The following is a 23,873-nucleotide window of genomic DNA, read 5'->3' as shown; positions in this document are numbered from 1 at the left end:
CCGTCCACCCCCCCGCCCGCCCCCCGTATCCCCCGGGGGGGGGGGGGGGCGCGGGGGGGGCGCCCCACGGGTCCGAACCATCCAGGGGGCGCAGCCAGTTGGCTGCGCCCCCTGGGACTTGGTCCACTCCTGGCCGGATCGGTATCTCTTTGTGCAATTCCGTATTCGTTGTGTGAAGGTCAGGCGTACGCTCGGGCATATGCGTACTGCGGTTTCCTGGGGATCCTTAGAGACGTGCACGCCGTTCAGGGGAGGGGCGCAATGCTCGGGAGGGACACGATGAGCGACAGCGGTGCCGTGCTCCCCTGGCTGGTGATACGGCAGGACGACAACGGCAACCGCTACCGGGTGGGCCGGTACGCCACGCAGGACGAGGCGCAGCGAACCGCCGACAAGCTCGATGTCCGCGGCCACAAGCAGCTCTACTGGGTGGAGCGCATAGGGCAGACCGCGCGGCCGTAGCGCGTGCGTCAGACCCCGCCGGATCGGCACAGCCGTAGCACGCGGGCCTGCTCACCCCCGGACCTCCGGCGGCTTCCGACGGCTGGGCCGCGCTCTCCGTGGAGATCCGGGCGGGCGTTACGCTCCGGGACATGACTGATCGTGTGGTGGTGGCCGGAGCCGTCTGTGACCGGGGGCGGTTGCTCGCCGCACGCCGTAGTGCCCCGCCCGAGCTCGCCGGCCGCTGGGAACTGCCCGGCGGCAAGGTGGAGCCGGGGGAGAGCGGCGAGCAGGCGCTCGTGCGTGAACTCCGCGAGGAGCTGGGCGTCGAGACGGAACCACTGGAGCGCATCCCCGGCGAGTGGCCACTGAAGCCCGGCTATGTGCTCCGCGTGTGGACGGCCCGACTGGTGTCCGGTGTGCCCGCGCCGCTCGAGGATCATGACGAGCTGCGCTGGCTCGGCCCCGGCGAGAGCGACACCGTGGACTGGCTGGAGCAGGACCGGCCGGCGGTCGCCGAAGCCGTACGGCGGTTGTCCGGCGGCGCACACCACTGAGCGGGGTGCCTGGCCTGCGGCGCACACCACTGAGCCCGTGCGCCCTTTCTCTACACGCACGCGCGTTCGTGCGCATGCCGTTGCACCCGTACGCCCCACGTGTCGATTCCAGCGGTATTTAGTATCGAATATCGGGTATGCCGTGTTTAGCCCTCTGTAAACACGACGTTCTCCGTTGCTGGTCTTGGGAAGTGATCGGCATGATCGATACCGAAGGCGACTGCGCCGACTGGAGCTTTCCGGCTGTTCCCGGTGCTGTGCGCACGGCCCGGCATGCCGTCCACGATGTGCTGCGCGGCTGGGAGATCGATTCGGTCGTCGGGGATGTGGCTGTGCTCCTGGTCAGCGAGCTGGTGACCAACTCCATGCGCTATGCGTCGGGTCCGATCGACGTGCGGCTGGTCCGCCCCCGTCCGGGCGGCGACGGCCCCGCCGCGCACCCCGGTCTGCTGGTGGAAGTCTCCGATCCGCTTCCGGATCCGCCCACCGAACGTACGGCGGGACCCGATGACGAAGGCGGCAGGGGACTGCAGCTCGTGGCCTGTTCAGCCCGACGCTGGGGCATCAGGCGAGGAAAGAGTGGCAAGACGGTGTGGTTCGAGCTGGCCCTGCCTGGTTAGGAGTGGGGTGGGACGGACAGCGATCACCGGAGGACGGGCAGAACCTGGCTGAAAGGTACTGAGACCGTGCTGTGATCGTGAACGCCGTGTCAGTGAGGCCCGTTGTGCTGAATACTGCGGGCAGGACCGGTCCGGTGTGTGAGCTGGAGGGGACGGTCGCGTGAGCGAAATACCTGGGACAGCGGGCGACGTCGTGTGGCAGAGCAGTCCGCCTGGCTCGATCTATGACTACATCAGGGTCGCCTCCTTCTCGATCGGCCCGGACGGTCTGATCGAGCAGTGGAGCCGCCGGGCCGCCGGTCTCTTTGGCGTTCCCGCTCACGAGGCGGTGGGCAAGGACCCCGTCGAGGCCTTCATGCCCGGCGAGCTGCGCGGACAGGGGTACCGCCGGATCGGCGAAGTGCTCGACGGCAAGGAGTGGACGGGGCTCGTCCCGTTCCGTATGCCGGGTGAGGACGGCCTGCACGGTCTCGCCGAGATCTATGTGATGCCGAGTGAGACGGCGACCGGTGAACGGGCTGCGGTCTGCATCGTCGTGGACGTCCGGGCGCTGCGTGCCATCGAGACGGACCTGGCGGCCTCGCAGGCGATTTTCGGCCAATCTCCCTTCGGCTTCGTGCTGTTCGGTACGGACTTCACCGTGCTGCGGGCCAACCAGCGCTTCGCCACCGTCTTCGGCGGCCGGGCCGACGACCACCGCGGCCGCACCGTCCACGACTATCTCGCCGGTACGGAGGCCGACCGGCTGGCCGCGACCCTCAGCCGTGTCCTGGAGACCGGCGAATCCGTCACCGACCTCCAGCTCGTCGGCACCGTCCCGGACAACACGCAGCGCCGCCACTGGTCGATGAACCTCTACCGGGTGCACAGCGGATCGGGCCGCCCCATCGGCATCGCCGGACTGGCCACCGATGTCACCCGCCGCCATATCGCCGCCCGAGAGGCCGCAAGCGCCCGGCGCAACCTCGCTCTGCTCAACGAGGCCAGCGCACGCATCGGTAACTCCCTCGACCTGGAAACCACCGCCCGCGAACTCCTCGACGTCGCCGTACCGGGCTTCTGCGACCTGGCCTCCGTCGACCTCTACCAGGCACTGCTCACCGGCGAGGAGGCGCCGCCCGGCAGTTGGAGCCCGCTCCGCCAGGAGTCGGTCGGCGGATCCGCCGAACTGCGCCGCGTCGCCTTCGCCAGCGCTGTGTCCGACGCCATGCCCGAGACCGGCCCCGGCGGCGCCTCGACATCCGGGACGACTACGGGGCCGCCCGCTCTCGGCGCGGTGCACCGCTATCCGTTCAGCTCGCCCTGTGCCATAGCCCTGCGCACCGGCCATGTCGAGGACGTGCCCGGCGACGACCGCGGATTCGTCCAGTCCACCTTCGCCGTGCCGATGGTCGCCCACGACACCGTGGTCGGCCTCGTGCAGTTCTCCCGCACGAAGGGCAGCGAGCCCTTCGGCGAACGCGACCGGGCCCTGGCCACCGAACTCGCCGCCCGCGCCGCCGTCTGTATCGACAACGCCCGGCTCTACCGGCGCGAGCACGAGCGGGCCCTGATACTCCAGCGCAGCCTGCTGCCACCCGGCGACCCCGAGGCCGCCGGCCTCGACATCGCCTGCCGCTATCTGCCCGGCAACACGGCGACCGAGGTGGGCGGCGACTGGTTCGACGTGATCGAACTCCCCGGGCACCGCACCGCCCTCGTCGTCGGCGATGTGATGGGACGCGGACTGCGCGCCGCGGTCGCCATGGGGGAACTGCGCACTGCCGTAAGAACCCTCGCCCTCCTCGACCTGGAACCCGCCGAGGTCCTCTCCGCACTCGACGAGGTCGCCCGAGGACTCGGCACCCCCGGCGGCAGCACCTCATCCGATGGGATCGGCGGGGCCCAGTGGCCCTCGCGGGCCGCCCACAAATCCCGCGAGGCGGACCTCTCCGAGGTCTATCTGGCCACCTGCGTCTACGCGGTCTACGACCCGGTCACCCGGCGGTGCACCTTTGCCAATGCCGGTCATCTTCCCCCTGTCGTGGTCGAGCCGGGTGAACCGGCGCTGCTGCTCGACGTCCCGCCCGGCATGCCGCTCGGTGTCGGCGGCGAGCCCTTCGAGGAAGTCGAGGTGGAACTCAAGGAGGGCGCCCTCCTCGCCCTCTACACCGACGGCCTCGTCGAGTCGCGCGACCATCCGCTGGACGAGGGGCTGGAAGCGCTGCGCGGCGCCCTCGTCGCACCGACCCGTCCCCTCGAGGACGTCTGCGACCACGTGCTGAACACGCTCGACACCCGGCACGGCGAGGACGACATCGCGCTGCTGATGGCCCGTATCCAGGGGCTGCCGACCGAGGCGGTCGGAGACTGGCGGCTGCCTCGCGAACCGCGCTCGGTCGGCCGTGCCCGCGAACTCGCCCGCGGCCAGCTGCTCGCCTGGGATCTCGACGACCTGGTCGACACCACCGAGCTGCTCGTCAGTGAACTGGTCACCAACGCCCTCCGGTACGGCGAGGGCGAGATCCGGCTCAGGCTGCTGCGCGACCGAACCCTCGTGTGCGAGGTATGGGACGCCGGTCTCGTCCAGCCACGGCGACGGCGGGCACGTGACACGGACGAGGGTGGCCGGGGCCTGCAGCTGGTCGGGCTGCTGAGCGCGGCCTGGGGGTCGAGGCGGACACCGCGCGGCAAGACCGTCTGGTTCGAACTTCCCCTGCCCGACGGCCGGCCGGCCGCCGAGCGCACGGTCGAGGAGCTTCTGAGCATGTTCTGACCTCGGGGCATGCGCTGAGCAGGAGCCTCACCGGAATCATGAGGTCGTCTTCAGGGCCGCCAGACGCGCCTCGACCTCGGCACTGTCCCCGAGCGTGTCCAACTGCTCGAACTGCGCGTCCAGGGAGGAAGCGGCAAGCTCCTGTTTGCCCACCGCCTTCGCCTCCTCACGCCGCACCTTGTCCTCGAACCGGCTGATCTCGCTGGTCGGGTCGAGGACGTTGATGTTCTTGACGGAGTCCATCATCTGGTTCTGCGCCTGGGCGGACTTGGCCCGTGCGACCAGCTCGTCCCGCTTGGACTTCAGCTCCGTCAGCTTGCCTTTCATCTGGTCCAGGCCGGTCTTGAGCTTGTCCACCACCTCGGTCTGCGAGGCGATGTTGGGCTCAGCGGTCTTCGCTTCCTTCTCCGACTGAAGCTGCCGGCCGAGCGCGACCTTGGCCAGGTTGTCGAACTTGTCAGCGTCGGCGGCCGACCCGCCCGCACGAAGCTCATCCGCCTTGCGGCTGGCCGCGAGTGCCTTCTCCCCCCACTCCTTGGCTGCTTCGACATCCTCCCGGTGGTCCTGCTCCATCAGACGCAGATTGCCGATCGTGGCGGCAACGGCCTGTTCGGCCTCCGAGATGTTGGAGGTGTAGTCGCGGATCAGCTGGTCCAGCATCTTCTGCGGATCCTCGGCCTGGTCGAGCAGCGCGTTGATGTTGGCCTTAGCCAGCTGGGTGACGCGTCCGACAATGGTCTGCTTGGTCATGGCACCTCTCCTGTGTGTCCCGTGCTGATCTACGAATGCTGAGTACGCCTGCCGCTGCACCTGCGATCCGGTTGGAACGGCTGCCGCACCTGCGGGGTGGTCGGAACGGCTGCCGCACCTGCGGGCTGGTCACCGCTGCCGCACCTGTAGGGCGGTTCGCACTGTCACCACACCACTTGGGGGGTGGTCAGAACCGGCCGCCGCCACCACGCCGGCCACGGGTGCCCCCGCCGCCGAAGCTGCCCGGCCCGCCGCCTCCGCCGAACCCCCCTCCGCCGAATCCGCCGCCCCCTCCGAATCCGCCGCCTCCGAATCCGCCTCCTCGGCCGCCCCCGCCCAGCAGCCCGCCCAGGATGATTCCGCCGAGGACCGCGCCTCCCATGCCCCCGCCTCCGCTGCCCCCTCCTTGTACACCGCCCGGACCATTTCGGTTCCCGTACGCCCGCACGTCCTGTTCCGCCAGGCTCTGTGCCTGTCCGGCCAGCGAGTCCGCCTGGTGCGCCTCGGCCAGTGCCCCCTGTGCGTCATCCGCTCCGGCCAGCTCCGTGGCCCGCTCCAGTCGTCGCTGCGCCTCCGCCAGGCGGGTCCTGGCCTGGCTGCCGACAGCTCCCCGGTTGGTGCTGATGTAGTCGGCGGCAGCACCGATCGCCGACCGGGCGGTCAGCATCGTCTGGTCGAGGAGCGAGCGGGCGCGCCGGTTCCCCTGCTCCTGCTCGCGCGCGCCGGCCAGTGCCTCGTCCAGAGCCGCGTCCGCCTCCTCGACCCGGCGCAACGCGTCGATCGGGTCGTACGGACCGGCCCGCACCTCTCCCTGCACGTCGCCGGTCACGGACCGTGCGCGGGCGATCCGGCCCCGGAGGTCTGCCGTGGACACGCCCTCGGCTGTGCCTTCCAGGAGCCCGCCCGCGTCGGCCAGGTCCGTCTCCATCTCGGTGAGGGCGGCCGGCAGCTTGCCCGCAGCCTCTTCGATCTCCCGCGCGCGCCGGTCCACCGCGTCGACGAGAGTGGTCGCCTGGCCGACGGCGCCCTCGGCGGCCCGTACGTACACCGCGGCGGCGGCGCTGTCACCGCCGTCCACCGCCTGCCGGGCCTGATCGAGCGACGATGTCGCGAAGACGAGCCGGTCCTTGGCCTGTTCGACGTCGCTCGCGACGGGTGCCGAGGCCGACTCCGCGTAGCGGCCGCGCAGAGAGGTGAGGGTCGCCTCGGCGGTGGACACCCGGCCGTCGAGCTCACGGAACGCCGTCTCGGCCGCCGCCAGTGCCTGAGGGGCGTTGCGTTCCAGTGCGCGGAGCCGGTCGAAGTCCTCCGCGACCGCGTCCAGCCGGGTGTTGGCGCCCTCGCAACGGCTGATGATCTCGTCCAGCATCTGCCGACGGGTGGCGTCGTCCTCGGGAAAGGCGTCATCGAGCTGCTGCCGCAACCGGAACGCGGCCGTCAGCTCGCCCTTGGCGTAGCTGACCGCCTCGGTGAACGGTGCTGCGGCCTCCTCCCCGAACTGGGCCGTGGCGAATCCGAGCTCTTCGTCACTGGTGCGGACCGCGTCGTCCGTGTCGACCAGGGTCTCCTTGGCGCGGGCGTCGAGCTCCGGCAGCGGAGTCGGAGGCTCCGGCGGATTGTCCGGGGCGCCGCCGCCCGGCCCCCAGCCGGTCGCGCCGGGTGTGGTGCGGGTTGCGGTGCGCCGCTTGCGCCGGGTGTACGCGTAGGCGGCGACCGCGCCGGCCCCGCCGACCACGACGATCGGCAGGACGAGGTCCCCGGCGGTCGTCCCGCCGGAACTCCCCGTTCCGGGGTCGTCGGCGCCGGGGGTGATCGTCGGAGTGGGTACGGTGGCGCCGGCCAGCACGGCGGAGTATCCGTTGGCGGCGCCGATCGCGGCACCGGCCCAGTCGTTCTCCTTGAGCGCGGGCTCGATGGCGGTGCTCGCCACATCCTGGAGCTGCGCGTCGGTGAGGCCGGAGTCCTGGTCGACGGAGTACGCGTACTGCCGGTCGTGGGTGGCGACGGCGAGCAGGATGTCGTCGCGGCCGAGTCCATTGCGGTCGGCGGTGTCGTCCGCCCAGTTCTGTGCGGACCGTCCGGAGAAGTCACGGACGTACGCCACGAAGAGCTGGACCCGGCGTTTGGCGTACAGCTGGTCCAGTGCGGAGACCACCTGTCCCTTGCGGTCTCCCAGCGCGCCCACCTTGTCGGTGATCTGTCCGTCCCGGGACAGCGTTATGGGGTCGTCGGCGCGAGCGGTCAGCGCGGCGGGCAGGGCCAGCCAGCACACCGTCATCAGGACGGCGAGCAGGGCCCGGCCCGGTATGAGGATCCGGGTTCGGCTCACAGACGGCATCACGTTTGTGAGGTTATGTCCGCGTTCTCTGACCCGCGACCCGGCGAGTGAGCGAGCCGGGGGCCCTCGGCGGACCATCCTTCCCGCCGTGGGGAGGCTGATCCGCCGGGCAGCCCGGCTCGGGCTCAGAGGCTGCCTGTGTCGCAGGGGCCGTGGGGCCCGGACGGCACCGGATGGATCGGCGCGGGGCCCGGCGGACGTCAGGTTCCGCCGGTCCCCGCACGGTCGGGGCCCGTCAGGGGGCTCCCGGTCAGAGGGCCGACGTCAGTCGGCGATACGCGGCAGTGTGCGGGTGCGGCCCATCTCGCCCAGCCAGACGGCGGACGGCTTCGGCAGCCGTTCGAAGGTCTCCCGGTCCCAGCCGATGAGGCCGAAGGTCGGCGCGTAGGAGCCCCACTCGTAGTTGTCCAGGGCGCTCCACGCGAGGTATCCCTCGACCCGGAGCCCGTCCTGGATGGCGGAGGCGACCTCGTTCAGGGCACCGGTGTAGTAGTCGATCCGGCGGCTGTCCACGTCGGTCGCGATGCCGTTCTCGGTCACGATGAGCGGTACGTCCCGGCCGACGACCTCGGCGGTGTGGCGCAGCGCGTGGCCGACGGCGGAGGGGTAGTACTCCCACTGCGTGAGGGTGCGCTCCACGTCGTCGGCGGTGGGGATCGGTCCGTCCGTGCCGATCCTGGTCCGGGTGTAGGACTGCACGCCGATCCAGTCGTCGCCGCGGCCTGCCTCGATGAAGACGTCCTCACGGGGGTGGCGGTAGGCCGCGGTGACCTCTTCGGCGCCGGGAAGGGCCTGGTAGACCTGGTTGGCGATGGTCCAGCCGACCTGGATGTCGGCGTTGATCGCCTTGACCTCCTTGACGGCCGCGTGGTGGGCCGCGATGACGGCTTCGGTGGTCTCGTCGTCGGGGGTCGGCAGACCGGCGGGCGGGAAGCCGATGTCGCCCCGCTTGGCCTGGCCCGCCATCACAGCGATCATGTTCGGCTCGTTGATGGTGCAGACGTGGCTGACGCCTTCGCCGATCACCGGCGCGCAGGCGGCGACATAGCGGGCGAACAGCTCGGTCGCGCCCTCGGAGGTGAAGCCGCCCCGGGTCTCGAACCACTGCGGCACGGTGAAGTGGTGCAGGGTGACCATGGGCCGCAGCCCGCGCTCGATGGCGCCCTCGACCATGCGGCGGTAGTGGGCGAGCTCGGCCCGGGAGAACTGCCCCTCGGCAGGTTCGATACGGGCCCACTCGATGGAGAAACGGTAGTCGGTGAAGCCCAGTCCGGCCAGCACGTCCATGTCCTCGTGCCAGCGGTGGTAGCTGTCGCAGGCGTCCAGGCTGGGCTCCTGGATGTGGGTGCCCGAAGTGTGCTCCTTGACCCACCAGTCGCTGTTGGTGTTGTTGCCCTCGATCTGGTGGGCGGCTGTGGAGGCGCCCCACAGGAAGCCTTCGGGGAACGGGACCTGGGTGTGAGTCATCGCTAACTGTCTTTCTGGTGCGTGAGGGGGGTGGCCCGGCGGGTGTGCGGGGTGCGGGCCGCGTGCGTAACGGTCGGGCGGCCGGGGGCGGGGCAGTCCGCCCCCGGCGGGGGACTACTTCATGCCCGCGGTGGCGATGCCCTGGGTGAAGTGCCGCTGGAGCGCGATGAACACGACCAGAACCGGCAGCACGATCAGGAAGGAGCCGGCCATCAGCATGCCGTTGGAGCCGCCGGACTTGTTCGGGTCGGTGGCGAAGGTCGCCAGGGCAACCGGCAGGGTGTACTTGTCGGGGTCGTTGGTCGCGATGAGCGGCCAGACGAAGTTGTTCCAGGAACCGAGGAACGTGAAGATCGACAGCGTCGCCAGGGCGGGCTTCACCAGCGGCATCACGATGCGCCAGAAGATGTACCACTCACCGGCGCCGTCCATCCGGGCCGCTTCCAGCAGTTCGTCCGGGATCGACTGCATGAACTGCCGCATCAGGAAGACGCCGAAGGCCCCGGCTGCGAACGGCAGCACCAGACCGGCGTACGAGTCGATCAGTTGCAGCTTGCTCATCAGGACGAAGAGCGGCAGCAGCATCAGGTTGCCGGGCACCATGAGAGCGCCGAGAACCAGGCCGAAGATCTTGTTGCGGCCGGCGAACCTCAGCTTGGCCAGCGCGTAGCCGAGCATCGAGCAGAACACCAGGTTCGACACGGTGACCAGCACCGCGACGATCACCGAGTTCATGAAGTACAGCGGCAGGTCGAGCTTGTCGAGCAGGTTCCGGAAGTTGTCCAGGGTCCACTCGGTCGGGATCCAGACAGGGGGGCTCGCGGTCAGTTCGCTCGTCGTCTTGAACGAGGAGAGAGCCATCCACAGGAACGGCGCCGACATGATCAGCAGACCGAACGAGAGCAGGACGTAGACGAAGATCCGCTTGGCGGACCTCGGCCTCCCGGCCCTGCCCTTCCGCTCGGCGTCCCCGGGCTCCTTCGACGGCGCCGTCGAGACGGCGCCCGGTGCATTGGTGGCGCTCATTTCGTGTTGTCCTTCAGCAGTCGGAGCTGCAGCACCGTGATGCCCATGATCACTACGAAGAGGACATACGCCATGGCGCTCGCATAGCCCATGTGGAAGAAGTTGAAGCCCTCGCGGTACATGTTCAGCGAGACGGTGAGCGTCGAGTCCGAGGGCCCGCCCTGCGTCATCACGAAGGGCTCCTCGAAGACGTTGAGGTAGCCGATGGTGGTGATCACCGTGGCGTAGAGCAGCGTGGGCCGCAGCAGCGGAACGGTGATGCCTTTGAACTCCTGCCAGACACTTGCACCGTCCAGCCGCGCCGCTTCGCGTACCTCGGCGGGAATGGCCTGCAGACCGGCGATGAAGAGCACCATGACCGTGCCGAGGTTGCGCCAGACCGCCATCGCGATCATTGACGGCATGGCGAGCTTCTCGGAGCCCAGGAAGTCCGGAGCGGTGAGGCCCACTTCGGAGAAGAGGCCGGCGATGAGACCGTCGCTCGGGTCCAGCACGAAGCGCCAGACCACGGCAACGGCGACGATGGTGGTGACGACCGGAGCGTAGAAGCCGACACGGAAGAAGGTCCGGGCCCGGTCGATGCCGTTGTTCAGCAGGACGGCGATGACCAGTCCGAGGAAGATCGTCAATGGCACGCCGATGACCACGAAGTACGCCGTGTTGAACAGCGACTTGAGGAACTTTTCGTCACTGAACAGCTTGGTGTAGTTCTCGAATCCGATGAAGTTCGCGTCCAGCGGGTGCGTCACGTTGCGCAGCCCGAAGTCCGTGAAGCTCATCACCAGGGTGGCGATGATCGGGACGGCCATGAAGACGAGGAAGAGAACGAGGAAGGGAGTGGAGAACAGCCAGCCGGCCATGTTCTGCACGCCCAGCGAGGGCTTCCTGCGCATTCGCGAACCCTTGGGCCCGGCTGCCGGGGACTTCGCAGTCCCCGGTCCGGCCTGCACCTTGGCCGACTCTGCGGCCTTTCCGGTCGTGGTGCTCATGGCTCCTACTTCACGAGGCCTTCGATCTGGGACTGCGCCGTCTGCAGCGCGTCCTCGGCGGAAGCCTTGCCCTGGGTCACCTTCGCGATGGCCTGGTCGACCTTGTCGGTGACCTCGGTCCAGTTGGGCAGCGACGGGGAGGACTTGGCGGTGTCCATCTGCTTCTTGAAGACCTGCAGGTCGGTGTCGTCGGCGAGGTCACCGGAGGTCCAGGCGGCGGTGTTGGCCGGCAGGTCCTTGGTGCGCTTGTACCAGTCGGCCTGGCCCTTGGTGTCCGTCAGGTACTTGATGAACCGGGTGGCGGCGGCCTTGTGCTCGCTGTCCTTGGAGATCACCAGGGAGGAGCCGCCGGCCATGGAGGCGGAGGACTTGCCGGCGGGCACGGGGGCCACCGCCCACTTGCCCTTGAGCTGCGGCTGGCCCTCGTTCAGCAGCGTGACGTGCCAGGGACCGCCGAAGAACATCGGGACGCGGCCGTTGCCGAAGTCCTTCACCACGTCGTAGCCGGGCTGTACGGACTTGTTGGAGAGGCCCTTGTCGAAGTACGAGCCGTACTCCTTCAGCGCCTTGACGGCCGCGGGACTGTCGATGACGGCCTCGCCCTTGTCGTTGACGATCTCGCCGCCCGCCGAGTACAGGAAGGAGTAGAAGTTCTGCACCGTGTCCAGGCCGCTGGGCTGGATGGACAGGCCCCACTTGGTGCCCGACTTCTTCTGGTAGGCGGTGGCGAGGTCCTGCATCTCCTTCCAGTTGGCCGGAGCCTTGATGATGCCGGCCTGCTTGGCCAGGTCGGTGCGGTAGTAGAGGACGCGGGTGTCGACGTACCACGGCACGCCGTACGCCTGGCCGTCCACCTCGCCCTGCTTCCAGCCGGCCGGGAAGAAGTCCTTCTCCTGGAAGGTCTTGGTGTCGACCGGCTCCAGGACTCCGAGCTCGGAGAACTCGCCCATGTAGCTGCCGCCCATCTGCGCCACGTCCGGCATGCTGCCGGCGGCGGCCGCGGAGACCAGCTTCTGGTGGGCGACGTCCCAGCCCACCGGGGTCACCTTGATGGTGATGTTCGGATTGGCCTTCTCGTAGACCTTGGCCACATCCGCGAGCTTTTCGCCCTCGGCCCCCATGGCCCAGACGGTGATCGTCTGCTTCTTGTCCGCGGCGACGTCGTCGCCACCGGAGCTGCCGCACGCGGAAAGACCGAGAGCGAGCGCGACTGCGATACCGACGGAGGCGGTTCTGACGGTGCGGGGCATGGAGGGCTCCTCCTTGAGCAATCCGAATGTATGCGCTGCCTGTAAGCGCATACATCACTCTGCGGCAGGGGCTCGGGAATCCGCAAGAGGGTGCTGGGTCACACTCGTGCAACGCATCGGACATCTGAATGTTCAACTTGGAACGGTAAGTGTGCTGTTTGTGAAAAAGGGGGCGGTGTGACCGATTACGCATGGTTGATGCGGCGGTCGTCGACGCCCTGGATCGTGGAGCGGAGGCGACGATGGGAGGGGGGGCGATATTGTCGTGATCATGCCTTCATTCGTGCATGAATTCCCTTTTGATCCGTCCTACGGGTGCACTCTCGAGGAGCTGTCGGCCATCCCGGCGCCCTCCGCGCCGGACGGCTTCGCCGACTTCTGGCGAGCCCGGCACGAGGCTGCTCGCAACGTCGCTACGGAGCCGGAGATCGGACCGCTGGAGAGCGAGCGTGACGGCGTCCGGATCCATGGGGTGACCTTCACCTCGGTGGGTGGGGTGCGGCTGGGGGGCTGGCTCGTCCTGCCGTCGGACGGGGCGGTGCGTCAGGGGTTCGTCGTCGGGCACGGTTACGGGGGCCGGCAGGAGCCGGGGCCCGATGTGCCGCTGCCGCTGCCCGCGGCGGCGGCGATCCTCCCCTGTGTGCGGGGGATGGGGGCGCGCAGCCTGCAGGCGGGTATCCCCGATGTGTCCGACGGGCATGTGCTGCACGGCATCGGATCGCGTGACACCTATGTCATCGGCGACTGTGTGGCCGACCTGTGGTGCGCGGCGTCGGCGCTTCATGAGCTCGTCCCGGAGCTCGGGCCCGGGGGTGGCGCGGGAGTTCGTGGGCTCGGCTACCTGGGAGAGAGCTTCGGCGGGGGGCTGGGCGCGCTGGCGCTGCCGTGGGACGACCGGTTCGGGGCGGCGCAGCTGACGGTGCCCACCTTCGGGAACCACCCGTTGCGGCTCACCCTGCCGTGCGCGGGGAGCGGGGAGTCGGTGCGGAGGTACCGCCGGGGGCACCCTGAGGTCACCGAGGTGCTGCGGTATTTCGATGCCGCCACGGCTGCGGGGTTTCTGGAGCGGCCGACGTTGGTGGCCGCGGCGCTGTTCGACCCGAGTGTGCCGCCGCCGGGGCAGTTCGCCGTCCACAACGCGTTGGCGGGGGAGCGGGAGCTGTTGGTGCTGAGTGCTGGGCACTTCGAGCATGCGGGGCTGGCCGATGAGGTGGCGGCGCTTGTGGCGGCCCGTACGCGGTTCTTCGGGGAGTGGCTGGGGCGGTGACCCCGGCGGGCCTGGGCCTGGGTGTGTGCGTGGGCGTGTGCGTGTGCGTGTGTGTGCGTGGGCCCGGCGTGCGCGTGCGTGTGGGCCGGTGGCCGTTGGGGGCCGGACTCCGGCAGCGATCATTCTTCGGCGGTGGTCGCGACAGGTGCCTCGAATATGGCGTCGCCATGGAGGTAGCGTCCCGGGGACGTGCCGACGGTTCGCCGGAAGGCCGCGAGGAAGGCGCTCGGTGTCGCGTATCCGACGGTGTGCGCGACCCGGGAAACGGGCTGGCCCTCGGCGAGGAGGGGAAGAGCTGCCCGCAGCCGTACATGGGTGCGCCATCGGTCGAAGTTCATGCCGGTGTCATGGACGAAGAGGCGGGTCAGGGTGCGTCGGCTCACCCCGACGGCCCGTGCGTGGGCTTCAAGGCTGCGGGGGTCGCCCGGTTCGGCCAGCAGGGCGTCGGCCACGGCGCGTACGCGGTCGTCGGCGGGGTCCGGTACGTCGATGGGTGTGGCCGGCAAGGGATGCAGCAGATCCAGCACGACGCCCTCGGCCCGTAGCCGGGCGTCATCGTGGAGTTCTTCGCGGCCGAGGTAGCCGATCAGATGGGCCAGCAGCCCGTCGACGCCGACCGGCGTCGGCTCGGTCCAGTCCTGATCGCACCTGTCCTGGGCGAAGTAGAGGCTGCACAGCACCGCGTCGCGGGTCGCACCGGTCCGGTGGACAATCCCCGCGGGCAGCCAGAGCGCCCGTGTCCGAGGCAGCACCCAGTGCACATCGTCGACAGCGACGCCGAGGACGCCGCGCCGCGCCCAGGCCAACTGGTGGTGCCGCGGGTGACTGTGCGGCACGAACCACTGCCCGGACGCCAGCGGGAAAGTCCCGACGACGATCGCGCCCACCCCGGCCGGGACGTCCCCCATGAGGGCATCGGTCATGCTCCCCAGCCTATGTCCCCAACGCGATATGACATGGCCCCGCAGCGGATGGCAGCCAGAGCGGCCGGTGCATAGCGTCGTCCCATGCCGATGAACCCTCCCCGCCACGGGCGCTGCCACCGTTCGCACCTGACGCCCACGAGGACGGGGCGCCCGGTATGACGCAGCGGTCAAACACTGCCACGGAACCGGTTGTTGGGCGCCGCGGGCCGGCCCTGGTAGTGCTGTGCTTCGTACAGTTCATGCTCGTCCTGGACGACAACGTGGTGAGCGTCGCCCTCCCCAGCATGCGCGATGACCTCGGCTTCGGCACCGCGGGCCTGGCCTGGGTCGTCAACGCCTACTTCCTCGCCTTCGGCGGTCTGTTGCTGCTGTTCGGCCGCATGGCCGACCTGCTGGGCCGCAGGCGTGTCTTCCTGGCCGGTGTGGCTCTGTTCGGTGCGGCCAGCCTCGTCTGCGCGCTCGCTCAGGAACCATGGCAGCTCGTGACCGGCCGCTTCGTCCAGGGCGCGGGAGCGGCCATGGCCGGCCCCGCCGCGCTGGCACTGATCACACTCCTCTTCTCCGGTACGGCGGAGCGCGCCAAGGCGTTCGGTATCTGGGGCGGTATCGCCGGTCTTGGCGGAACGCTGGGCCTGGTGATCTCCGGCGCGCTGACCGGCCTCGCGTCCTGGCGCTGGATCTTCCTGATCAACCTGCCGGTGGCCCTCGTGGCCCTTGTACTGCTCCCGCGCCTGGTCCCCGAAAGCCGGGCCGAGCGCGTGGCGCGCCTCGACGTACCCGGTGCCGTACTGGGCACCTGCGCCCTGGTTTCCCTGGTCTATGGGCTGCTCAGGGCGGGGGAGTCGGGGCTGGGAGACATCACCGCTGTCGGGCCGCTGGTGCTGGCCCTAGTCCTTGCCGTCGCCTTCGTCGCGGTCGAGGCACGGACCGCCGAGCCGCTGGTGCCGTTGTCGTTCCTGTCCTTCCGGTTCCGCGCCGTCGCCAACGGGGCCACCCTGCTGTTCTCCGCCGCCATGTACGCGATGGCCTTTCTGCTGATGGTCCACCTGCAGACCGTGCTCGGCTACCGCCCCCTCGCGGCCGGCCTCGCCTACCTGCCCTACTGCGCAGGCATCCTGACGGGCATATGGCTCTCCTCGCGAGCAGTGGTCAGGCTCGGCCTGCGCCCGGCCCTGATCCTGTCGTTCCTGATCGGCGTGGCCGGATTCCTGCTCTTGTCCGGAGTGGCACCCGACGACGGCTACGCCTCCGGAGTGCTGCCCGGCATGCTCGTCACGAGCCTCGGATGCGGACTGAGTCTGCCCGCCCTGACCGTTGCCGCGCTCACGGGCACCACGGAGGAGAACGCAGGACTCGGCTCAGCAGTCCTGAGCTCCGTCCAACAAGTCGGCGGCGCCGTGGGTGTGGCGGTGCTCGTCGCTCTGGCCACGCGCCACAGCGACGCCCTGTCCTCGCGGACCGGCCCCCTGGAGGCTGCGACGGAGGGCTTCTCGCTCGCGCTCACCGTCGCGGCGGCCCTCCTCGCGCTCGGTGCTGTCCTCGTGGCCGCCCTGCCGGGGAAAGGGCACCGCCCGGAGACCCCGTTCGATGCCGGTGAAGCTCCGACCGACCACGCCGACCACGCCGACCACATCGACCACATCGACCACGCCGACCACCTGCACCAGGCGTAGCCGTCACTGCCGGGGCGCCAGGCACGGAGCGGCCGTGATCGGCTGCGGCTCCGAGGCGGTCAGCCGCAGCCGCAGCTGCTGCGGTGGATCGGGGACACCGGGAGCGTGAGGGAAACCGGGTCGCGGCTGCTGTCGCCCAGTCTCTTGATCAGCAACTCGACTGCTTGTTCGCCGAGTTGGCGGATCGGCTGGCGTACCGTCGTCAGTGATGGCTGGACGATCCGGCTGAGGGGGATCCCGTCGAAGCCGGTCACCGCCATGTCCTGGGGTACGCGGACCCCGCGTCGCGCCAGTGCGCGCAGGGCGCCCACCGCCATCTGGTCGTTGGCGAACAGCATGGCCTCGGGCCGTTCGGCGCGTCGGTCCAGCAGGGTTTCGGCGGCCTCGGCGCCCTCGGCCTGTTTCATCATCGTCGTCCGCAGATCCGGTGCGTCCGGCACCGGGAGGCCGGCGTCGCGGCATGCCTCCTGGAACCCCCGGAACCGCGCCTCGGCGTCCGGTGAGTCCACGTCGCCGCCGATGAAGGCGAGCCGGCGCAGGCCGTGGTCCTCGATCAGGTGGCGGGTCAGTTCGCGCTCGCCGTCGGCGTTGGCGACGACGATGTGGTCGAGGTGGTCGATCTCGCGGGGTCCGGCGAGCATCACGACCGGCAGCCGGCGCGATATCACTTCCAGATCCTCGGTCGGTACGGTCTGCGCCAGTACGGCGAAGCCGTCGACCCGCCCCGCGACCTTCGCGACGAGGCTCTCCGGCCCGCCCTCCAGTGACGCCGCGATCAGCAGCGCGTAGCCGTGCCGCCTGGCGGCCCGTTCCATGCCGCGGATGATCTGGTCGGAGTAGAGCATCACCGCGTCGTCGGCGTCGCTGTCCGCCTCGGCGTCGGCCTCGGCGTCCGGGTCCGCGTAGTCCGGGAAGCACAGGCCGAGCACGCCGGTGGTGCGGCTTGCCAGTCCCCGGGCGTTGCCGCTCGGTACGTAGCCGAGCTCGCGCGCCGCCTCCAGGACCCGTTCACGGGTCTGGGCGCGCACCGAATCCGGGTTGCGGTAGACCCGCGAAACCGTGGCGATGGAGACGCCCGATCGCTCGGCGACGTCGTACACCGTTGGGGCGCTCACTCGACCGACCGTCCGCTTCTTCTTCCGTACCGACACGTACCGACATACACGTTTTGAAAGCGCATTCACCCTAGATCGCAGGCCGGGCGCGAGCAAGGCCACGCGGCGACCGGGGAGGGATAGGCAGGCTACCTTGCAAGATGCCCTGTGCATCTTCTACGGTGGACGCATGACGCAATCGTCCGGTTCCGCCCCCGTCGACCCCACCGCCGAGCAGGTGGCGAACGAGCTCGCCGGCGTCGTCGGCAGGCTCCTGCGACGGCTGCGTTCCTCGTCATCGGAGAGCCTGCTCACGCCGACCCAGCGCTCGGTGCTGGCCCGGATCGACGACGGGGGCCCGGCCACCACGGCCGCGCTGGCCCGCGCCGAGTTCGTGCGCCCGCAGTCCATGCGGCTGACCCTGGGCGCTCTGGAGGAACAGGGACTCGTCGAGCGGTCGCCCGATCCGGACGACGGGCGCAAGTCGGTCATGTCGATCACCGACAGCGGACGTACGACCCTCGCGCAGGTCCGGGCCGCGAAGCGCAACTGGCTCGCCGAGGCGATCGCCGCCGAGCTGGACGGGGCGGAGCGCCGCACCGTTGCCGAGGCGACCGCCCTCCTGGACCGCCTGGTCGGTTCATGACCGGCCGCGACGCGGTCCCCGCAGCGATACCGCAGGAGCCGGACGCGGTCCCCGCAGCGATACCGCAGGAGCCACCGGCACCCGTACCGCCGCCGGCGCCGGCCGAAGCGGCCGCCCCCGGATTCAGCGCCCGGCTCACCGCCCCGCTGCTGCTCGGCTCACTGCTCAACCCCCTCAACACCACGATGATCTCCACCGCGCTGGTGGCGATCGGGCACCACTTCGACATCGGGGCCGCCGACACCGCCTGGCTGATCTCGGTCCTCTATCTCGCCAGCGCCGTAGCCCAGCCCGTACTGGGCAGGCTCGCCGATGTGATCGGCCCCCGCCGGGTCTTCCTCGCCGGTCTCGTCGTCGTCATCGCATCCGGCCTGGTCGGGACGGTGGCACCGAGTTTCGGCTGGCTGATCGTGTCCAGGATGCTGCTCGGCATCGGTACGTCGGCCGCTTATCCGGCCGCCATGGCGGTGCTGCGCGACGAGTCCGCCCGGATCGGCCGGGCCACCCCGCGTCCCGTCCTGGCCCGGCTCTCCTTCGCCGCGCTCGGCAGCGCGGCGGTCGGGCCCACGCTCGGCGGGCTGCTGGTCATGGCCGTCGGCTGGCGGGGCATCTTCGCCGTCAACGTGCCCGTCGCGCTCGTCGCCTTCGGTGCCGCCCTGCTGTGGATCCCGGCCGACCCGCCTCGCAGACGCGCCGCCGACGGCACTACGCCACGGCTCGACCTGGACCCGCTCGGCATCATGCTCTTCTCCGCCGCCCTCACCGTCCTGGTCTTCTTCCTGCTGGATCTCGCCCATCCGATGTGGTGGCTGCTGGCCCCCTTCGCCGTCCTGACAGCCGCGCTGGTCCGGTGGCAGCTGCGCACCTCGCACCCCTTCATCGACCTGCGGATGCTGGCGGGAAACGCCGCGCTCTCACGGACGTACCTGCGGCACGGAATCAGCTACCTGCTGATCTACTGCGTGATGTACGGGTACACACAGTGGCTGGAGGAAGTCCGTGGCTACTCGTCCGGGCACACCGGTCTGCTGATGCTGCCGATGTCCGTCGCCGCCCTGGTCTGTTCGCTGCTCGGCGCCCGCACGAAGGGCATCCGCGGCCCGCTCGCCCTCGCCTGCGTCCTGCTCACGGTCGGGGCCGGCGTGCTGGTGTTCCTCTCCGGGGACACCCCGCTCGCGGTCCTGCTGCTCGCCGGGGCCTGCTTCGGCATCCCGCAGGGGCTGATCGGCACGAGCAACCAGGCCGCCGTCCAGGCCTACGCCCCAGCCGAGTCCATCGGCTCCGCAGCAGGCCTCCAGCGCACCGCCCAGTACATAGGGGCCATCACCGCGTCCAGCCTGATCGCGCTCGCGTACGGGCAGTCGGCCAGCGATCACGGCCTGCACCTGATGGCCGGTGTCTCGGCCGTGCTCGGCGTCGTGCTGATCGTCCTGACCCTCACCGACCGCGCCCTGCGCGGCCGCACCTGAACCACCATCCCCAGAAGAACGCCCGCTGAAGAACCAAGGAGCACCATCATGAGCGCCACCACCCTCGACCCGAAGACCGCGCTGGTCGTCGTCGACCTCCAGAAGGGCATCACCGGTCTGCCCACCGCCCACCCCAGCGCCGACGTCATCGCGCACTCGGCGACCCTCGCCGACGCGTTCCGGGCCAAGGGCCTCCCGGTCGTCCTGGTCCGTGTCACCGGCGGGGCACCCGGCCGCACCGAGGGCCCGGCCCGCTCCGGGCAGCCGGCCGCCGACTGGGCCGAGATCGTCCCCGAGCTCGGCCCGAAGGACGGCGACATCGTCGTCACCAAGCAGCAGTGGGGCGCCTTCTACGGCACCGACCTCGACCTTCAGCTGCGCCGCCGCGGTGTGACCCAGGTCGTGGTGACCGGGATCGCGACCAGCATCGGTGTCGAGTCCACCGCCCGCTCGGCGTACGAGTACGGCTACCACGTCACCGTCGCCACGGACGCCGTGACCGACATGAGCGCAGAGGCCCACGAGAACAGCATCGAGCGGATCTTCCCGCGTCTCGGTGAGACCGACACCACCGCCGCGATCGTCAAGCTGCTGGGCTGACCGCCCGTCGCGGCGGCCCCGGGCCGGGACCGCCGCGACGAGTCGTCAGGAACGAATCCGCGACCGGCCGAGCCCTTCAGGACGACGGATCCCGCCGGCGGATCTTGTTCCCCAGCCACACCAGCGGGTCGTACTTGCGGTCCACGGCCCGCTCCTTCAGCGGGATCAGCGCGTTGTCGGTGATCTTGATGTGCTCGGGGCACACCTCCGTACAGCACTTCGTGATGTTGCAGTAGCCGAGCCCGTGCTCCTCCTGGGCCGTCGCCTTCCGGTCGAGCCCGGACTCGGCGGCGGCGTCCAGCGGGTGCATGTCCAGCTCCGCGACCCGCATCAGGAAGCGCGGACCGGCAAAGGCCGCCTTGTTCTCCTCGTGGTCACGCACCACATGGCAGGTGTCCTGGCACAGGAAGCACTCGATGCACTTGCGGAACTCCTGCGAGCGGTCCACATCGACCTGCTGCATCCGGTACTCGCCCGCCTTTACCCCTTCCGGGGGCACGAAGGAGGGCACCTCCCGGGCCTTGGTGTAGTTGAACGACACATCGGTCACCAGATCGCGCACCACCGGGAAGGCCCGCAGCGGGGTGACGGTGATCGTCTCCTCACGGTCGAACACCGACATGCGCGTCATGCACATCAGCCGCGGCCGTCCGTTGATCTCCGCGCTGCACGAACCGCACTTGCCGGCCTTGCAGTTCCACCGCACCGCCAGATCACCGGCCTGGGTGGCCTGGATGCGGTGGATGATGTCGAGGACGACCTCGCCGTCGTTGACCTCGACCGCGTAGTCCTCCAGACCACCGCCGTCGGTGTCCCCGCGCCACACCCTGAACCGTGCGTTGTAGCTGCTCACTCGTACAGCTCCTCTTCGGCGAGGTACTTGACCAGCTCCTCCTTCTCGAAGAGGGAGAGCAGATCCGGACGGATGGGTTCGGTGACCGTGCGTACGAGGTCGATCCGGCCCTCCAGCGGCGCGGCGGAGACATCGGCCGGCCGGCACAGCAGATTGACCGGGCGCCAGGAGCGCTCCATGGCGGGGCAGTCCTCACGGGTATGGCCGCCGCGGCTCTCGGTGCGCTCCAGCGCGGCCCGTGCGATGCACTCGCTGACCAGCAGCATGTTGCGCAGGTCCAGGGAGAGGTGCCAGCCGGGGTTGAACTGGCGGTGCCCCTCGACCCCGGCCCGCCGGGCCCGTTCCCGCAGTCCGGCCAGCTTCTCCAGGGCCTGCTCCATCTCGGGGGCCCGCCGGATGATGCCGACCAGGTCGTTCATCGTCCGCTGGAGTTCCTGGTGCAGGGTGTACGGATTCTCCGTCGGCGCACCCTCGGTCAGCTCCTCCGCACTGAACGGACGCAGTGCCTCCGTGGCCGCGGCGTCGATCTGCGCCTCGTCCACCACCGGCAGGGCCTCAAGGGACTCGGCGTACCCGGCGGCGTGCAGTCCGGCCCGGCGGCCGAAGACCAGCAGGTCGGAGAGGGAGTTCCCGCCGAGCCGGTTGGAGCCGTGCATGCCGCCCGCCACCTCGCCGGCCGCGTAGAGCCCCGGCACGTCGAAGGCGGCGGCGGTGTCGGAGTCGACGGCTATGCCGCCCATCACGTAGTGACAGGTCGGACCGACCTCCATCGCCTCGGCCGTGATGTCGACATCCGCCAGCTCCTTGAACTGGTGGTACATCGACGGCAGCCTGCGCCGGATCCGTTCCGGTGACATCCGGGTCGACACATCCAGGAAGACCCCGCCGTGCGGCGATCCGCGGCCCGCCTTCACCTCGGAGTTGATGGCGCGGGCGACCTCGTCGCGCGGCAGCAGCTCGGGCGGACGGCGGTTGTTGTCCGGGTCCTCGTACCAGCGGTCGCCCTCCTCCTCCGACTGCGCGTACTTCTCCTTGAACACATCGGGGACGTAGTCGAACATGAACCGCTTGCCCTCGGAGTTCCGCAGCACTCCGCCGTCGCCGCGCACCGATTCGGTGACGAGGATGCCCTTGACCGAGGGCGGCCAGACCATGCCGGTCGGATGGAACTGCACGAACTCCATGTTCAGCAGGGGTGCGCCCGCCAGCAGGGCCAGCGCGTGACCGTCGCCGGTGTACTCCCAGGAGTTCGACGTCACCTTGAACGACTTGCCGATGCCGCCGGTCGCGAGAACGACCGCGGGCGCCTCCAGCACGAAGAACCGGCCGGTCTCGCGCTCGTAGCAGAAGGTGCCGGAGACCCTCCCGCCGTCCTTCAGGACGCGGGTGACCGTGCACTCCTGGAAGACCTTCAGCCGTGCCTCGTAGTCACCGAATTCCCGGTAGTCCTCCTGCTGGAGCGAGACGATCTTCTGCTGGAGGGTGCGGATCAGTTCGAGGCCGGTACGGTCCCCGACGTGTGCCAGGCGCGGGTATTCGTGGCCGCCGAAGTTGCGCTGGGAGATCTTGCCCTCGGGGGTGCGGTCGAAGAGCGCGCCCCAGGTCTCCAGCTCCCAGACCCGGTCGGGTGCCTCCTTGGCGTGCAGTTCCGCCATCCGCCACTGGTTGAGGAACTTCCCGCCGCGCATGGTGTCGCGGAAGTGGACCTGCCAGTTGTCCCCGGAGTTCACATTGCCCATGGAGGCGGCGATCCCGCCCTCCGCCATGACCGTGTGCGCCTTGCCGAAGAGCGATTTGCAGATGACGGCGGTACGGGCTCCGCGCTCCCGGGCCTCGATCGCGGCGCGCAGCCCGGCACCTCCGGCACCGACCACGACGACGTCCCACTGCTGCCGTTCGAGCTCAGTCATTCAGAAAAACCTCGGATCGTCGAAGGCGCCGGAGGCGACCAGGTACACATAGAAGTCGCACGCCGCCACGCTGATCAGCGAGGCCCAGGCGAGCAGCATGTGACGTGTGTTGAGCCGCCCCACCCAGCCCCACAGCCGGTAGCGCACGGGGTGCTTCGAGAAGTGCCGCAGCCGGCCGCCGATGATGTGCCGGCAGGAGTGGCAGGACAGGGTGTACGCCCAGATCAGGGCGATGTTCACGACGAAGATCAGCGAGCCGAGACCCATGTGGCCCCAGGCGTAGTGCTCGTCGCGGAAGGAGAGCACGGTGTCGTACGTGAGGATCCCGGCGACGGCCACCGCGGCGTAGAAGAAGTACCGGTGGATGTTCTGCATGATCAGCGGGAACCGGGTCTCACCGCTGTACGCCTTGTGCGGCTCGGCGACCGCGCAGGCCGGGGGCGAGGCCCAGAAGCCCCGGTAGTAGGCCTTGCGGTAGTAGTAGCAGGTCAGCCGGAAGCCGAGCGGGAAGATCAGGATCAGCAGGGCGGGGGACAGGCCCCACCAGCTGCCGAAGAGGTCCCAGTTCGGGCCGTGCCGCATGGGTGCGCAGTGGTCCGCCAGACAGGGCGAGTAGAACGGCGATACATAGGGGGCGGCGTAGTAGTCCGCGTTCGAGAAGGCCCGCCAGGTCGAGTAGACGATGAAGGCGAGCAGCCCGCCCGCCGTCACGGCGGGCGCCAGCCACCAGCGGTCGGTCCGCAGGTGGCGGGCGGCGATGGCGGCGCGCGAGGGATGGTGCACCCCTGCCGTCCGGGCTGCCGTCGGTGGCTCCGCGGGTGGGGCCGCACCTGGGTCTTTGCCTGAATCCGTGCCTGTTTCCGTACCGGTGGCCAAGGAACTCTCCTAGGAGACATTCGTCAGACACCCCCCTCTAGGGGGCGTGCCTGCCGCGGACGCCCAGACCCTCGTCGTCCGAGTCCGTCCACAGAGTGGTGTCGTACGGCGCCTCGGTGATCGTGATGACGCCGTCGACAGGGTCGGCGTGGTCCTCCGGGGCGAGCGGGTCCGGCGCGGGCTCGCGCTCGCGCAGCAGCGCGAGGCTCCGCTCCAGCCGCCCGACGGTGCGGACCAGGTCGTCGAGACAGTGCTGAACTGCCGTCAATTCGTCCTGCAGTGACATGACTTGATCTCACTTCCGCAGTCGCGGGTGGCCATGCGCATGCGAGTGTCGCGCGTCACATCCCGTTTGGGAAGGGAGCG

At 69.7% G+C, this 23,873-nt stretch carries 21 protein-coding genes; 9 read left to right on the top strand and 12 right to left on the bottom strand.

The window, feature by feature from the left end; translation table 11 throughout:
* Positions 1–261 precede the first annotated feature (261 nt).
* From ACFVW8_RS22210 to ACFVW8_RS22195, 4 genes are all read left to right on the top strand, one after another.
* Positions 262–462, top strand: coding sequence for an SPOR domain-containing protein (locus ACFVW8_RS22210; RefSeq protein ID WP_389692580.1), 201 nt, complete (start codon positions 262–264; stop codon positions 460–462).
* Between the two features lie 131 nt (positions 463–593).
* On the top strand, positions 594–998 hold the full coding sequence (locus ACFVW8_RS22205; RefSeq protein ID WP_389692578.1) for a (deoxy)nucleoside triphosphate pyrophosphohydrolase: 405 nt from the start codon (positions 594–596) through the stop codon (positions 996–998).
* A 191-nt stretch (positions 999–1,189) separates the two neighbouring features.
* The gene (locus tag ACFVW8_RS22200) at positions 1,190–1,618 is read left to right on the top strand and encodes an ATP-binding protein (RefSeq protein ID WP_389692576.1); all 429 of its coding nucleotides are present in this window, start codon (positions 1,190–1,192) and stop codon (positions 1,616–1,618) included.
* A 193-nt stretch (positions 1,619–1,811) separates the two neighbouring features.
* A complete protein-coding gene (locus ACFVW8_RS22195) occupies positions 1,812–4,373 on the top strand; it encodes a SpoIIE family protein phosphatase (protein ID WP_389692584.1) in 2,562 nt (853 codons plus the stop codon).
* Between the two features lie 36 nt (positions 4,374–4,409).
* Here the strand turns inward: ACFVW8_RS22195 and ACFVW8_RS22190 are convergent, their stop codons facing one another.
* From ACFVW8_RS22190 to ACFVW8_RS22165, 6 genes are all read right to left on the bottom strand, one after another.
* Positions 4,410–5,123, bottom strand: coding sequence for a PspA/IM30 family protein (locus ACFVW8_RS22190; protein ID WP_389692574.1), 714 nt, complete (start codon positions 5,121–5,123; stop codon positions 4,410–4,412).
* A gap of 187 nt (positions 5,124–5,310) precedes the next feature.
* A complete protein-coding gene (locus ACFVW8_RS22185; RefSeq protein WP_389692572.1) occupies positions 5,311–7,461 on the bottom strand; it encodes a TPM domain-containing protein in 2,151 nt (716 codons plus the stop codon).
* 264 nt (positions 7,462–7,725) lie between these two features.
* Complete coding sequence (locus ACFVW8_RS22180; RefSeq protein ID WP_389692570.1) at positions 7,726–8,928, bottom strand: glycoside hydrolase family 1 protein; 1,203 nt, start codon at positions 8,926–8,928, stop codon at positions 7,726–7,728.
* A gap of 114 nt (positions 8,929–9,042) precedes the next feature.
* On the bottom strand, positions 9,043–9,954 hold the full coding sequence (locus tag ACFVW8_RS22175; protein ID WP_389692568.1) for a carbohydrate ABC transporter permease: 912 nt from the start codon (positions 9,952–9,954) through the stop codon (positions 9,043–9,045).
* A complete protein-coding gene (locus tag ACFVW8_RS22170; protein ID WP_389692566.1) occupies positions 9,951–10,943 on the bottom strand; it encodes a carbohydrate ABC transporter permease in 993 nt (330 codons plus the stop codon). Before ACFVW8_RS22170 ends, ACFVW8_RS22175 begins: the two co-directional genes overlap by 4 nt.
* 5 nt (positions 10,944–10,948) lie before the next feature.
* The gene (locus ACFVW8_RS22165) at positions 10,949–12,193 is read right to left on the bottom strand and encodes a sugar ABC transporter substrate-binding protein (RefSeq protein WP_389692564.1); all 1,245 of its coding nucleotides are present in this window, start codon (positions 12,191–12,193) and stop codon (positions 10,949–10,951) included.
* 271 nt (positions 12,194–12,464) lie between these two features.
* Between ACFVW8_RS22165 and ACFVW8_RS22160 the strand changes: the two genes are divergently transcribed.
* On the top strand, positions 12,465–13,460 hold the full coding sequence (locus ACFVW8_RS22160) for an acetylxylan esterase (protein WP_389692562.1): 996 nt from the start codon (positions 12,465–12,467) through the stop codon (positions 13,458–13,460).
* Positions 13,461–13,579: 119 nt separating this feature from the next.
* Here the strand turns inward: ACFVW8_RS22160 and ACFVW8_RS22155 are convergent, their stop codons facing one another.
* On the bottom strand, positions 13,580–14,383 hold the full coding sequence (locus ACFVW8_RS22155; RefSeq protein WP_389692560.1) for an AraC family transcriptional regulator: 804 nt from the start codon (positions 14,381–14,383) through the stop codon (positions 13,580–13,582).
* A gap of 158 nt (positions 14,384–14,541) precedes the next feature.
* On the opposite strand from ACFVW8_RS22155, the gene ACFVW8_RS22150 reads away from it, so the two are divergent.
* Positions 14,542–16,059: an MFS transporter gene (locus ACFVW8_RS22150; RefSeq protein ID WP_389692558.1), complete on the top strand. Its 1,518-nt coding sequence runs from the start codon at positions 14,542–14,544 to the stop codon at positions 16,057–16,059.
* Between the two features lie 59 nt (positions 16,060–16,118).
* On the opposite strand, the gene ACFVW8_RS22145 is transcribed toward ACFVW8_RS22150, so the two are convergent.
* Positions 16,119–17,174, bottom strand: coding sequence for a LacI family DNA-binding transcriptional regulator (locus ACFVW8_RS22145; protein ID WP_389692556.1), 1,056 nt, complete (start codon positions 17,172–17,174; stop codon positions 16,119–16,121).
* A 169-nt stretch (positions 17,175–17,343) separates the two neighbouring features.
* Between ACFVW8_RS22145 and ACFVW8_RS22140 the strand changes: the two genes are divergently transcribed.
* Genes ACFVW8_RS22140 through ACFVW8_RS22130 form a run of 3 tightly spaced genes read left to right on the top strand, consistent with a single transcriptional unit; the run spans position 17,344 to position 19,868 of the window.
* On the top strand, positions 17,344–17,799 hold the full coding sequence (locus ACFVW8_RS22140) for a MarR family winged helix-turn-helix transcriptional regulator (RefSeq protein WP_389692554.1): 456 nt from the start codon (positions 17,344–17,346) through the stop codon (positions 17,797–17,799).
* On the top strand, positions 17,796–19,268 hold the full coding sequence (locus ACFVW8_RS22135) for an MFS transporter (protein ID WP_389692552.1): 1,473 nt from the start codon (positions 17,796–17,798) through the stop codon (positions 19,266–19,268). Before ACFVW8_RS22140 ends, ACFVW8_RS22135 begins: the two co-directional genes overlap by 4 nt.
* A gap of 48 nt (positions 19,269–19,316) precedes the next feature.
* Positions 19,317–19,868, top strand: coding sequence for an isochorismatase family protein (locus ACFVW8_RS22130; RefSeq protein ID WP_389692550.1), 552 nt, complete (start codon positions 19,317–19,319; stop codon positions 19,866–19,868).
* 76 nt (positions 19,869–19,944) lie between these two features.
* On the opposite strand, the gene ACFVW8_RS22125 is transcribed toward ACFVW8_RS22130, so the two are convergent.
* Genes ACFVW8_RS22125 through ACFVW8_RS22110 form a run of 4 tightly spaced genes read right to left on the bottom strand, consistent with a single transcriptional unit; the run spans position 19,945 to position 23,793 of the window.
* Positions 19,945–20,721: a succinate dehydrogenase/fumarate reductase iron-sulfur subunit gene (locus ACFVW8_RS22125; protein ID WP_389692548.1), complete on the bottom strand. Its 777-nt coding sequence runs from the start codon at positions 20,719–20,721 to the stop codon at positions 19,945–19,947.
* Positions 20,718–22,631 carry a fumarate reductase/succinate dehydrogenase flavoprotein subunit gene (locus tag ACFVW8_RS22120; RefSeq protein WP_389692546.1) on the bottom strand — a complete coding sequence of 638 codons (1,914 nt, stop codon included), beginning with the start codon at positions 22,629–22,631 and terminating at the stop codon, positions 20,718–20,720. Before ACFVW8_RS22120 ends, ACFVW8_RS22125 begins: the two co-directional genes overlap by 4 nt.
* On the bottom strand, positions 22,632–23,507 hold the full coding sequence (locus tag ACFVW8_RS22115; protein WP_389692544.1) for a hypothetical protein: 876 nt from the start codon (positions 23,505–23,507) through the stop codon (positions 22,632–22,634).
* 37 nt (positions 23,508–23,544) lie between these two features.
* Positions 23,545–23,793, bottom strand: a complete 249-nt coding sequence (locus ACFVW8_RS22110; RefSeq protein ID WP_389692542.1) for a hypothetical protein — start codon at positions 23,791–23,793, stop codon at positions 23,545–23,547.
* Positions 23,794–23,873: the final 80 nt, after the last annotated feature.

This window comes from Streptomyces sp. NPDC058221 (assembly GCF_042882365.1).
Lineage (GTDB): Bacteria > Actinomycetota > Actinomycetes > Streptomycetales > Streptomycetaceae > Streptomyces.
The sequence above is the reverse complement of the archived record's forward strand: the minus strand, read 5'-3'. Positions and strand labels throughout refer to the sequence as shown.